This window comes from Marinifilum flexuosum, from assembly GCF_003610555.1.
Taxonomy (GTDB): Bacteria; Bacteroidota; Bacteroidia; order Bacteroidales; family Marinifilaceae; genus Marinifilum; species Marinifilum flexuosum.
Genome location: NZ_RAPQ01000008.1, coordinates 1,254,035 through 1,266,626, shown reverse-complemented (window position 1 = coordinate 1,266,626; position 12,592 = coordinate 1,254,035). Strand labels below are relative to the sequence as shown.

9 protein-coding genes are annotated in these 12,592 nt (G+C 40.6%); all 9 read right to left on the bottom strand.

Annotated features, from left to right (window positions below):
• Positions 1–75: 75 nt before the first annotated feature.
• Positions 76–1,146 (bottom strand): 3-isopropylmalate dehydrogenase, encoded by a 1,071-nt coding sequence (gene leuB, locus BXY64_RS05390; protein WP_120238891.1) that lies wholly within the window; start codon positions 1,144–1,146, stop codon positions 76–78.
• Between the two features lie 10 nt (positions 1,147–1,156).
• Entirely contained in the window at positions 1,157–2,716 is a 1,560-nt protein-coding gene (locus BXY64_RS05385) for an alpha-isopropylmalate synthase regulatory domain-containing protein (protein WP_211334409.1), read from the bottom strand.
• 53 nt (positions 2,717–2,769) lie between these two features.
• A complete protein-coding gene (leuD, locus tag BXY64_RS05380) occupies positions 2,770–3,351 on the bottom strand; it encodes a 3-isopropylmalate dehydratase small subunit (protein ID WP_120239762.1) in 582 nt (193 codons plus the stop codon).
• A 69-nt stretch (positions 3,352–3,420) separates the two neighbouring features.
• A complete protein-coding gene (gene leuC, locus BXY64_RS05375) occupies positions 3,421–4,821 on the bottom strand; it encodes a 3-isopropylmalate dehydratase large subunit (protein ID WP_120238890.1) in 1,401 nt (466 codons plus the stop codon).
• A gap of 157 nt (positions 4,822–4,978) precedes the next feature.
• Entirely contained in the window at positions 4,979–6,475 is a 1,497-nt protein-coding gene (locus tag BXY64_RS05370; RefSeq protein WP_120238889.1) for a 2-isopropylmalate synthase, read from the bottom strand.
• Positions 6,476–7,032: 557 nt separating this feature from the next.
• Positions 7,033–8,079 carry a ketol-acid reductoisomerase gene (ilvC, locus tag BXY64_RS05365; protein ID WP_120238888.1) on the bottom strand — a complete coding sequence of 349 codons (1,047 nt, stop codon included), beginning with the start codon at positions 8,077–8,079 and terminating at the stop codon, positions 7,033–7,035.
• A gap of 77 nt (positions 8,080–8,156) precedes the next feature.
• The gene (ilvN, locus tag BXY64_RS05360; protein ID WP_120238887.1) at positions 8,157–8,672 is read right to left on the bottom strand and encodes an acetolactate synthase small subunit; all 516 of its coding nucleotides are present in this window, start codon (positions 8,670–8,672) and stop codon (positions 8,157–8,159) included.
• Between the two features lie 96 nt (positions 8,673–8,768).
• Positions 8,769–10,505 carry a biosynthetic-type acetolactate synthase large subunit gene (gene ilvB / locus BXY64_RS05355; protein WP_211334408.1) on the bottom strand — a complete coding sequence of 579 codons (1,737 nt, stop codon included), beginning with the start codon at positions 10,503–10,505 and terminating at the stop codon, positions 8,769–8,771.
• A 23-nt stretch (positions 10,506–10,528) separates the two neighbouring features.
• Complete coding sequence (gene ilvD, locus BXY64_RS05350) at positions 10,529–12,364, bottom strand: dihydroxy-acid dehydratase (RefSeq protein ID WP_120238885.1); 1,836 nt, start codon at positions 12,362–12,364, stop codon at positions 10,529–10,531.
• Between the last annotated feature and the right edge of the window lie 228 nt (positions 12,365–12,592).

The window sequence follows — 12,592 nt, the reverse complement described above, 5'->3', positions numbered from 1 at the left end:
CAGCTGTCAGCCAACAGCTTTCAGCACATTCTTTTGGCTGATCGCTGACTGCTGTTAGCTGTTCGCTTTTTTTCTTTACGCTTTTTCTATATATTCTGCCAACCAATCACCTACTTCTGATGTTGAGTAAGCTTTCTTACCATCGGCAATATCTTCGGTAACTACACCTGCTTCTAACGACTGATCCACAGCTTCGCGAATCAAGGCTCCTTCCTTCATCATGCCAAATGCATATTCGAACATCATGGCTGCAGAAAGTACGGTTGCGCAAGGATTGGCAATGTTCTTGCCTGCTGCCTGTGGATACGATCCGTGAATTGGTTCGAATACAGATGTATGAACCCCAATCGATGCTGATGGCAACATTCCCATAGAACCTGAGATCACACTTGCCTCATCGGTAAGAATATCTCCAAACATATTTTCGGTAACCATTACATCAAAACGCTTTGGCCAGGTAATAATCTGCATGGCAGCATTATCAACAAACATGTATTCCACTTCGATATCCGGATAATCAGGAGCAACCTTCTGTCCTATCTCTCTCCACAATCTTGAAGTGGCCAATACATTTGCCTTATCAACAATGGTCAGTTTTTTTCTTCTTTTTCCGGCATATTCAAAGCCCAATCGAATGATTCTCTCGATTTCTTCGGCTGTATAAACACAAGAATCGTAGGCCGTTTGTCCATCTTCGCTTCTTCCCTGCGGACGACCAAAGTAAATCCCTCCTGTCAACTCACGTATGCACATAAAATCAGCACCATCAACCAGCTCGGTTTTCAATGGTGATTTGTGAATTAATGATTTAAAAGTATTCACCGGACGAAGGTTCGCATACAAGCCCAAGGTCTTTCTCATTCTCAAAAGCCCCTGCTCAGGACGAACCTTAGCCGAAGGATCATTATCGAACTTTGGATGACCAATTGCACCAAAAAGTACTGCATCGGAATTCATACACAATTCATGCGTATCGGCAGGGTAAGGATCTCCTACCTGATCGATTGCCGTAGCTCCTACCAAAGCCTCGGTATATTCAAATTCGTGACCAAATTTCTTTGTGATTGCATCGCACACTTTCTTTGCCTGCGCTACAATTTCAGGACCAATTCCATCTCCGGGTAATACTGCTATTTTGTAAGCCATTGTTTTTAAGTTATTCTGTTTTTATTTTTTTGTATTCTACATTGTTTTGTTGCTCCAAAAGGTTCAACATTCGAGCTGTTGCTTTAATTGCTGCTTCCACCTGATCGGGATCCAATCCACGAGTTTTAAACTCTCTTCCATTAAAATCCCAGGTAATTAAGGTTTCTACCAGTGCGTCGGTTTTACCTCCGGGAGGAATCCTTACGAAATAATCCTTCAGCACAGGTCGATCTTTTCCCAGCTGCTCATACACCGACCAAATTGCATTCATGAAAGCATCGTACTGTCCATCGCCAGATGCGGTTCCCTCGTGCATCTGTCCGTTAATTTCCAAATTAACCGATGCAAAAGGCCTCATCCCTTTCGATAAAGACAAGGAATAATGCTTTATTACAATTGGCATCTCTTCCATGCTCTGATTCAAAACATCAGAAACAATGTAAGGAAGATCCTCAGTGGTAACGCTTTCCTTTTTATCGCCAAGTTCAATTACTTTCTGAGTCACCTTTTTCATGGTTTCCTCTTCCAGTGTCATTCCCAGCTCTTCCAAGTTTTTCTTGATATTTGCCTTACCGGATGTTTTCCCCAAAGCATACTTTCGTTCACGACCAAAGCGCTCTGGCATTAATCGATTAAAGTACAAGTCGTCTTTGGAGTCACCATCAGCATGCACTCCACAAGTTTGGGTAAATACATTCTCACCTACCAATGGTTTGTTGGCCGGAATTCTTACACCTGAAAAAGTTTCAACAATACGACTCACCGTATTGATCTTTTCCTCGTTTACATTGATTTGTCGTGACAGGTGATCTTTTATTACTCCAACAACAGAGGCCAAAGGTGCATTTCCTGCTCTTTCGCCCAATCCGTTTACCGTGGTATGAATTCCGTTTACACCTGCCAACACCGATGAATACACATTGGCCAGAGCCAAATCGTAATCGTTATGGGCATGAAAATCGAAATGAAGTTTTGGATATCTTTCGCGACAAGCATAGCAAAAATCGAATGCCTGAACCTGATTCATCACTCCCAAAGTATCAGGCAACATGAATCTTTGAATGTTTTCATTTTGCAATTCATCCAAAAGGTACCAAACGTAATCTCTCGAAGTCAGCATTCCATTCGACCAATCCTCCAAATAAAGGTTCACTTTTATGCCTAATTCTTCTGCGTAAGCAACCGCATCCTTTACATCCTGAACATGCTGCCCGGGAGTTTTCCGCAACTGTCCCTGTAAATGCTTTAAGGAACCTTTCGACAGCAAGTTTACTACACGTGCACCACTTTTGTAAATCCAATCCAACGAAGCTTTCCCATCAATAAATCCAAGTACCTCGATTTTATCAATCATACCATTTTCTTCGGCCCATTTAGTAATTCGTTTTACCGTCTGAAATTCTCCTTCTGATACTCTCGCGGAAGCAACTTCCAATCGATCTACTTTAACGGATTTCAACAAGAGCTTAGCAACACCCAATTTTTCATCGGCATTAAAACTAACTCCCGAAGTCTGCTCACCATCCCTAAGGGTGGTATCCATTATCTCTAAGCTACGCAGTTCGTTCATTTTATTTGTGATTGTGTATTTTTAATTTGAGTGGCAATAAGAATAATCTATAATTACTCCTTCTCAAATTCTACTATATTTTCTTTTTTATCCAGGAGATAATCGATATCATCGAATCCATTCAACAAGCAGTTCTTCTTGTAAGGATTAATTTCAAACTCCTCTTTCTCACCATTTAGTGATATACTTTGTTCTTCAAGATCCACAACCAGTTTCTGACTGCTATCTTCTTCAATTGCAGCAAATACTTTGCTCAAAAATTCAGGAGATACAATTACTGGCAACACTCCATTGTTTAGTGCATTGTTTCTGAAAATGTCAGCAAAGAAACTGCTAACTACTACCTTGAATCCATAATCGTGAACAGCCCATGCTGCGTGTTCCCTTGAAGAACCACTTCCAAAGTTTTTACCTGCAACTAGAATTTGTCCTGAATATTTTGGGTTATTTAATACAAAGTCTTTGTTTTCTGATCCATCAGCAGCAAATCTCCAGTCTCTAAACAAGTTTTCTCCAAAACCTTCACGACTGGTTGCTTTAAGAAATCGTGCAGGAATAATCTGATCCGTATCTACATTCTCAATTGGAAGAGGTACATAACTCGACTCTAATACGGTAAATTTATCTATTGGCATTTTTTTATCTTTTAAGCGATTAGCTTCCAGCCACAAGCCTTCAGCTAAAAAATATTTGTAAATATTTTATTAAAACAATTCTCTAGGATCGGTAATTACACCAGTAACTGCAGCTGCTGCCGCTGTTAGCGGACTAGCCAAAAGAGTTCTTGATCCAGGACCTTGTCTTCCCTCAAAATTTCTGTTCGATGTAGAAACACTATATTTTCCTGCAGGAATCTTATCGTCGTTCATGGCCAAACATGCCGAACATCCTGGCTGACGCAATTCAAATCCGGCTTCTTCCAATACTTCAACCAATCCTTCTTCCTGAGCTTGTTTTTCCACTTGCTTGGAACCTGGAACAATCCATGCGGTTACCGAATCAGCTTTCTTCTTGCCTTTAACAAGAGATGCCAACATTCTTAAGTCTTCGATTCTTCCATTGGTACAGCTTCCAACAAATACGTAGTCTACCTTTTTGCCTAGCAGCTTATCACCCAAACCAAAGCCCATGTATTCCAATGATTTTTTGAAGGTAGGCAATTCGGAAGCTTCAACTTCCTCAGCCGTTGGAATGTTGCCGGAAATTCCTGTTCCCATTCCTGGATTTGTACCGTAAGTCAACATTGGTTCAATGTCTTCTGCTTTATATGTGTATTCCTTATCGAATACTGCTCCATCATCGGTTTTTAATTCCTTCCATTTGGCAACGGCTTTGTCCCAATCTTCACCTTTAGGGGCAAACTCCCGACCTTTTACATATTCGAAAGTGGTTTCGTCTGGTGCTATCATTCCACCACGAGCACCCATTTCAATACTCATGTTACAAACCGTCATTCTGCCTTCCATGGTCAAGTTACGAACTGCAGATCCTGCATACTCCACAAAATATCCGGTTGCTCCACCTGTTCCCAATTGAGCAATCACATATAGGGTAAGATCTTTAGCTGTAACGCCTTTTTGCAATTCACCATCAATGGTAATGCGCATTCTCTTAGGCTTAGGCTGAAGAATACACTGGGTAGCCAATACCATTTCAACTTCCGAAGTACCAATACCAAAAGCAACAGCTCCAAAAGCACCATGTGTAGAGGTATGGCTATCTCCACAAACCATAGTCATACCCGGCTGCGTGTGTCCCAATTCTGGTCCAACCACGTGAACAATACCATTCTTTGGATGATTCAATCCGTAAAGGGTAATATCATTCTTCTTGCAATTTGCAGTTAAAGTTTCTATCTGATTTCTTGACAATTCATCCTCAATTTTCAGATGCTGATTTACCGTTGGGATATTGTGATCAGGAGTGGCAACGGTTTTCTCTGGTCGAAAAACTTTTAATCCTCTAGATTCAAGACCAGCAAATGCCTGTGGGCTTGTTACCTCGTGTATCAGGTGTTTATCGATATACAATACACTAGGACCTCCTTCGATCTTCTCAACCACGTGAGCATCCCAAACTTTATCAAATAATGTTTTTGGTTCCATTTCTTTTTAGTTCTTAACCTTTAGCATATCGCTATTGGCTCATTTGTTATTTTTTCATTCTGGGTTTGGTATTCTCACTTCATGTGAGATTACCAATTATTCAGTATTGATTTTAATGAGAGCCTCACTGAAAGTGAGAATCTCATGGAAATTTAATTTAGTAAACTACTTTCGAAAGCGCATCTACCAAGGCTTCAACCGAAGCGGTAATGATATCTACATTGGCACCAAAGCCGTATACTACCTTACCATTGTGCTCTAATTGAACGTGTACCTTTCCAAGGTCATCACTTCCCCGGGTTAAGGCCTGCACCAAGAATTCTCCCAAGGTGAATTTTTGTTTGATCAACTTCTTCACTGCATTGAAACAAGCATCGATTGGGCCATTACCTTCGGCAGTTGCCGCACAACTTTCTCCTTTAATTTTAAGGTGAACCGTTGCCATTGGAATGGTTGATTTACCGGAAACAACCTGCAACAATTCCAATTCTACCGTTTTGTCCAAATTCTCTTTTTCACCCATCAATTCAGCAAGGTCTTTCTCGCTCAAATTCTTACGCTGATCGGCCATCACCAAGAAATTAGAATAGGCTTCATCCAATTCTTCCTTCGTCAAATTGTAACCCATTTGTTCCAAGTGGTGATTTAAAGCTGCACGACCACTACGAGCTGTCAATACAATTGCTGATTCCTGAATACCAACTTCAACCGGATCAATAATTTCATAGTTCTCTCTGTTTTTCAAAACTCCATCCTGGTGGATTCCTGAAGAGTGAGCGAATGCATTTCTACCTACAATTGCCTTGTTGGCCTGTACCGGCATGTTCATTAATGAGGATACCAAACGACTTGCTCCATAAATTTCCTTGGTATTGATATCGGTATGCAATGGCAAATCATGATGCGTTTTAACAGCCATCACAACTTCTTCCAGAGAAGTATTTCCAGCACGTTCCCCTATCCCATTGATGGTTACCTCGACCTGGCGAGCTCCGTTGATCACACCACTTAATGAGTTGGCTGTTGCCATTCCCAAGTCGTTGTGACAGTGAGTAGATAGAATCGCCTTGTGAACGTTAGACACATTCTCCATCAAGTATTTGATTTTAGCACCATATTCAGCGGGCAAACAGTAACCTGTAGTATCAGGAATATTAATTACCGTAGCACCTGCAGCAATTACCGCCTCAACTACTCTGGCCAAATACTCATTGTCCGATCTACCTGCATCTTCTGCATAAAACTCAACATCCTCAACATATCGCTTTGCGTATTTTACGGCACGAACTGCACGTTCAAGAATTTCATCGGGATTCGAATTTAATTTCGATTTGATATGATATGGTGAAGTTCCTATTCCTGTGTGGATTCTTCCTCGTTTTGCAAACTTGAGCGCCTCAGCAGCAACGTCTATATCTTTTTCAACTGCACGTGTTAACGCACAAATGGTTGGATTGCTTACTGCTTTAGCGATCTCGACGACCGACTGAAAATCCCCTGGACTTGAAACCGGAAAGCCAGCTTCGATTACATCAACACCTAATGCCTCAAGTGTTTTTGCCACTTCAATCTTTTCAATAGTATTCAATTGGCAACCCGGCACTTGCTCACCATCGCGCAATGTTGTGTCGAAAATAAATAACTTGTCACTCATTTCTTTCGTGTTTTGATAACTTGGTTAATAGTGAAACTGTTAAAAAATTATTCTATCAATAATCTTTCACCCGTTTCGTTAGTTTTTGTTGTAAAAAAAAAAGTTCCTCCATCTTGGAAGAACTTTGCATTATGATCATTTTATCTTTCTCAGATTATAACACAGTCTTCCTACTCGATCTTTTAATAATAATGAGATCAAGAATGAGAATTAAACCAATAATTAATGAACTTGCGTACATCATCTTTTTGTTTCTGTGTTAATGTTTTTGTTGTTGTTTTTATTCTGCAACAAACCTAAGAACTTATAAGAATGAGAGAAAACAATTTATCTCAACAAGCTACGATATTCAAAGCGATCCAATTTTATTTTTCTTGCTGAACCCTCACTCATACTTAACTCATTTACTTTCAATTAAGCCTCGTTTCAACAAGTCTAAATATGGGATCTTCAAGCTGTTTTAAAGAGTGAATTTTGAGTGATCATGTAAATGGAAAAAGTAAAAATGCAATCAATTCACCCTTCCATTCACACAATAACTACTTTACCTAACTACACTAATTATTTTCTGGACGAAGCTTACGAACAGCTGTTCCTGCTTGCCACATTTCGCTTTCACGTAATTCCTTCAATTCTTCTTCCAACTTCACACGGTAGTTCTCTTCACTATTTGAGTCGATAGAACGTTGAGCTTCATTACCAGCAGCAACTTCTTTGTATAGTTTTTCGAAAACAGGCTTGGTTGCATCGCGGAAAGGCTTCCACCAATCCAAAGCTCCACGTTGTGCAGTGGTTGAAGTATTTGCATACATCCAGTCCATACCGTTCTCAGCAACCAATGGCATCAAACTTTGAGTCAATTCCTCAACCGTTTCATTGAAAGCTTCTGATGGAGAGTGACCATTGGCACGAAGAACTTCATACTGGGCTGCAAAAATACCTTGAATACATCCCATCAATGTACCACGCTCACCTGTTAGGTCTGAGTATACTTCTCTCTTGAATGTAGTCTCGAAAAGGTAACCTGAACCAACACCAATACCCAATGCAACCACTCTATCGAAAGCTTTTCCTGTTGCATCCTGGAAAATTGCATAAGATGAATTCAAACCTCTACCTTCCAGGAACATTCTTCTCAAACTGGTTCCTGATCCTTTAGGTGCAACCAGGATTACATCAACATCTTCTGGTGGAACGATACCTGTACGTTCTTTATATGTGATTCCAAATCCGTGTGAGAAATACAATGCTTTCCCTGGAGTCAAATATTTCTTAACGGTTGGCCAAACAGCAATCTGTCCAGCATCCGAAAGCAAATATTGAATGATAGTTGCCTTCTCTAAAGCTTCCTCAATTTCGAAAAGAGTTTCTCCCGGAACCCAACCGTCGGCTACGGCCTTATCCCAAGTTTTTGATTCTTTACGCTGACCAATGATTACATTAAAGCCGTTATCTTTTAGGTTTAATGACTGACCTGGCCCTTGTACACCATAACCAATAATTGCAATGGTTTCCTCTTTTAATACTTCGCGAGCTTTTTCCAATGGAAATTCTTCACGAGTTACTACTTGTTCTTCTGTGCCGCCAAAATTAATTGTTGCCATTTTTTAAATTTTTTATTCTGGTTAAATAATATTAGATATTCTGTATGTTGCAGATTTTTATGTCTGCTTTAATTTAGTTAGTGCGATAACTCTTTTAGATAACTTGTAAACTCTTTTTTCTGACAAGAGACTGCTACTCTTCCTGATCTTGCAAACTGCAGTACACCATATTGTTCCAACTCATTGAACAACTCTTGATTCTCTGCTTTGTATCCTACTCGCTCAATCACCAAAAAGTCCGGATTTACAGTTAATATCTTGGCATTCTGTCTACGAATCAAGGCTTCAAGATTCCCATTCAGTTTCGGAGAGTTGGCAATCTTGAATAGCGCCACCTCCTGATGAACGATTTCTTCTGCTTTAAAATAAAGCGCCTTAAATACGCCTATGATTTTTTCCAGTTGTCGAACCACATTCTCAATTTTCTTTTCATCAGAAAAAACTACGATGGTATAGCGCGATACTCCCTTTACTTCAGATTCTGAAACAGTAAGACTTTCAATATTTATTTTTCGACGAGAAAAAACTATTGTTACCTCATTCAACAATCCTATATTATTTTCGGAAAAAACCGTTATTGTATATTCTTTCATTTTCTTTAGTATTTAGTAACTAGTATTAAGTAGTTAGATTATTTACAGATCTTATAATCACTCTTTTATTACTCATTATTAATTCTTAATTACTAATTATTCCAGTCTCATTTCAGATACAGCAGCTCCTGGAGCGATCATTGGCAATACATTGCTTTCTGTTTCTACAACCACTTCAAGGAAGAAAGCTCCTGGAAAATCAATCATCTCCTGAATCGCATCCTGCAATTCTTCACGCTTGCTTACCCTTTTTGCCTTAATGCCGTATCCTTCTACAATTTTCACAAAATCAGGATTGTCCATCTCTGTGTATGAGAATCGTTGCTCAAAGAATAAATCCTGCCACTGGCGTACCATTCCAAGGAATGAATTGTTCAATACAATCGACTTAACCGGCAATTTGTACTGGCGAATTACTGCCAATTCCTGAATGGTCATCTGGAAACCACCATCGCCCGAAACCGAAACAACGGTTGCATTTGGATCTGCAATTTGAGCTCCAATTGCTGCCGGCATACCAAAGCCCATGGTTCCCAATCCACCAGAGGTAACCTGTGTATTCGGGTTCTTGAACTTGTAATACCTTGCGCTTGTCATTTGGTGCTGTCCTACATCTGTACAAAGTACTGCCTCACCATTTGTTTTTTCCGACAAACAATCAATTACCTCAGCCATATTAATTCTCTCGCGAGATGAGTGCGTTTGCTTTTCAATTACCTTTTCATACTCCAATTGGTAATAATCTTTGAAAGACTGCATCCATTCCTCACGCTCAGAACCACTTACCACTTTATTCAGTTCTGTTAATGCCTGCTTGGCGTCTGCCAATACCGGAACATCAACACTTATATTTTTGTTGTGCTCAGATCTATCAATATCGATATGAACAATTTTTGCTTGCTTGGCATATTTCGATGTATCTCCAGTTACACGATCATCGAAGCGCATTCCAATCGCGATCAAAACATCACATTGATTGGTATTCATATTAGGACCGTAGTTCCCGTGCATTCCCAACATTCCAACATACAATGGATGATCAGTAGGAAATGAAGACAAGCCCAATAAAGTACAAGCAACTGGTGTTTGTATCTTTTCAGCAAACTCCATCAACTCCTGCTCTGCTCCCGACAATAAAATTCCCTGCCCTGCAAGTATCATTGGTTTCTTGGCAGAATTAATCAGTTCAGCTGCCGCCAATATCTCATCCATATTTAGCTTTGGTACCGGCTGGTACGAACGAATTCCTTTACATCTTTCATACTTGTATTCAGCTTTCTGTACCTGTGCATCCTTGGTGATATCAATCAATACTGGTCCTGGACGTCCTGTGCGTGCAATGTAAAATGCCTTTGCCATTACCTCTGCAATCTCTTCCACTTTCGTGATTTGGAAATTCCATTTGGTAACTGGCATCGAAAGTCCAACCATATTGGTTTCCTGGAATGCATCTGATCCCAATAAACCACTAGGAACCTGTCCGGTTATTACAACCATTGGAGTCGAATCCAAATAAGCATCAGCCAAACCAGTCAATAGGTTTGTTGCTCCCGGTCCCGAAGTCGTAAAGCAAACACCTGGTTTTTTTGTCAATCTGGCATAAGCCTGAGCACTATGAGTTGCTCCTTGCTCATGGCGCGACATATAATGTTTTAGTTCTTTCTGATAATCATATAAAGCATCGTAAACAGGCATGATAGCACCACCAATGTATCCAAACATGGTATCAACACCTTCTTGTATTAAACTACGAACCAATATTTCTGCCCCAGATAAGGTTTCACCTGTATTATTCATCTCCTTGATATTTTCTGCTTTTGCTGCTGTTTCCATTTTGTTCGTTTTTTGCTGTTCCATTACAATTGTCGTATCGCTCCTTTGTCTGCCGAGGAGACTAGTTTCGAATAAGCTTGTAGAGCTTTCGAAACGACTCGTCCTCTGCCTCTTGGCTGATAAGCCTCATTTCCGAATGCTTCCTCTTCAGCTCTTCTTCCTTGCAGTTCCTCATCCGAAATACAAACATTGATACTTCTGCTTGGGATACTGATTTCAATTTGATCTCCATCTTCAATGAGTGCGATAGCTCCTCCTGCTGCTGCTTCCGGAGAAACATGACCAATGGATAAGCCTGAAGTTCCTCCTGAAAATCTTCCATCGGTAATGAGTGCACATTTTGCTCCCAGTCCCATGGATTTCAGATAGGAAGTTGGGTACAACATCTCTTGCATGCCCGGTCCTCCCGATGGTCCTTCGTAACGGATCACCACCACATCACCTGCTTCTATTTTTTTGGTTAGAATTGCTTCACAAGCATCTCTTTGCGATTGAAAAACTTTTGCCGTTCCTGTAAAATTGAATGCCTCTTCGGCAACACCTGCTGTTTTTACAACACAACCATCTGGTGCAATATTTCCAAACAGTACAGCCAGTCCACCATCCTTGGTGTAAGCATTTTCCATGCTTCGGATACATCCCTTTTCACGATCTGCATCCAAATCAGCATATACTTCATTCTGAGATGCAAAACTCAAGTTTCTTCCCTTTCTGCCTGGACTTGAATGGTAAGTAGACAAAGCTTTATCGCTTACCGTCGTAGAGTTTAGATTGTACTCGTTCAAGGCTTCCTGCAAGCTTGAATAGTCCACTCTACCAACATTGGTGTTCAACAATCCACCAGCTGCCAACTCTCCAAGAATACTCATGATTCCACCAGCACGATTCACATCTTCGATGTAATATTTATCCGAGTTTGGTGCTACCTTACAAAGGTTTGGTGTCTTGCGCGAAAGCTCATCCATGTGCTTCATGGTAAAATCAACTTCTGCCTCACTTGCAATTGCCAACAAATGCAGCACTGTATTGGTTGATCCACCCATTGCAATATCCAAAGTCATTGCATTTTTAAAGGCTTCGAATGTTGCAATTGATCTAGGCAAAACACTCTCGTCGCCATCCTTGTAGTAGGCATTGGTAATCTCAACAATGCAATTTGCAGCATCCATAAACAAGCGCTTGCGATTTGCATGAGTGGCCAAAACAGTACCATTTCCTGGCAATGCCAATCCCAGTGCTTCGTTCAAACAGTTCATCGAATTGGCTGTGAACATTCCCGAACACGAACCGCAAGTTGGACAAGCAGACTCTTCAATCTCTTGCAATCTCTCATCGCTTACGCTTTCATCTCCGGCTTTTACCATGGCATCAACCAAATCCAGCTTTTCACCTTTCGATTCACCAGCCTCCATTGGACCTCCTGATACAAACACAGTTGGAATGTTCAGCCTCATTGCGGCCATCATCATTCCTGGCGTAATTTTATCACAATTCGAGATACAAATCATGGCATCTACCTTGTGCGCATTACACACATACTCCACACTATCAGCAATAACTTCTCTTGATGGAAGTGAATACAACATGCCGTCATGTCCCATGGCAATCCCATCGTCGATGGCTATGGTGTTAAACTCAGCAGCAAAGCAGCCCGACTTCTCAATCTCCTGCTTTACCATTTGCCCAACATCCTTTAAATGAACGTGTCCGGGAACAAATTGTGTAAAAGAGTTTACTACAGCAATAACAGGTTTGCCAAACATCTCTTCTTTCATTCCGTTGGCACGCCAAAGGCTTCTGGCTCCTGCCATTCTTCGGCCCTGTGTGGTTTGATTACTTCGTAACGGTTTCTTATACATTTCGCTTAATAGTTAAATCGTTTATCTTGTGTTTGTTCTCACTTAATCTCTTGCTTGTAGCGCTTTCAAACTTGTGCTGAGCGCAGTCGAAGCAAAAAAAACGCCCTTCCTTTTGGGAAGAGCGCTCATAAATTCGTTTGCTTCGAAGTTATTGTGTGTGCACGTCTTCCCTGATCCTCATTCCAATAATGACGATAGAAATAATAATGACGATAATGACTACGTTAA

Bases quoted from the DNA above. Each gene is read 5' to 3' on its own strand.
- leuB (WP_120238891.1), bottom strand. From the start codon at position 1,146: ATGGCTTACAAAATAGCAGTATTACCCGGAGATGGAATTGGTCCTGAA.
- BXY64_RS05385 (WP_211334409.1), bottom strand. From the start codon at position 2,716: ATGAACGAACTGCGTAGCTTAGAGATAATGGATACCACCCTTAGGGAT.
- leuD (WP_120239762.1), bottom strand. From the start codon at position 3,351: ATGCCAATAGATAAATTTACCGTATTAGAGTCGAGTTATGTACCTCTT.
- leuC (WP_120238890.1), bottom strand. From the start codon at position 4,821: ATGGAACCAAAAACATTATTTGATAAAGTTTGGGATGCTCACGTGGTT.
- BXY64_RS05370 (WP_120238889.1), bottom strand. From the start codon at position 6,475: ATGAGTGACAAGTTATTTATTTTCGACACAACATTGCGCGATGGTGAG.
- ilvC (WP_120238888.1), bottom strand. From the start codon at position 8,079: ATGGCAACAATTAATTTTGGCGGCACAGAAGAACAAGTAGTAACTCGT.
- ilvN (WP_120238887.1), bottom strand. From the start codon at position 8,672: ATGAAAGAATATACAATAACGGTTTTTTCCGAAAATAATATAGGATTG.
- ilvB (WP_211334408.1), bottom strand. From the start codon at position 10,505: ATGGAAACAGCAGCAAAAGCAGAAAATATCAAGGAGATGAATAATACA.
- ilvD (WP_120238885.1), bottom strand. From the start codon at position 12,364: ATGTATAAGAAACCGTTACGAAGTAATCAAACCACACAGGGCCGAAGA.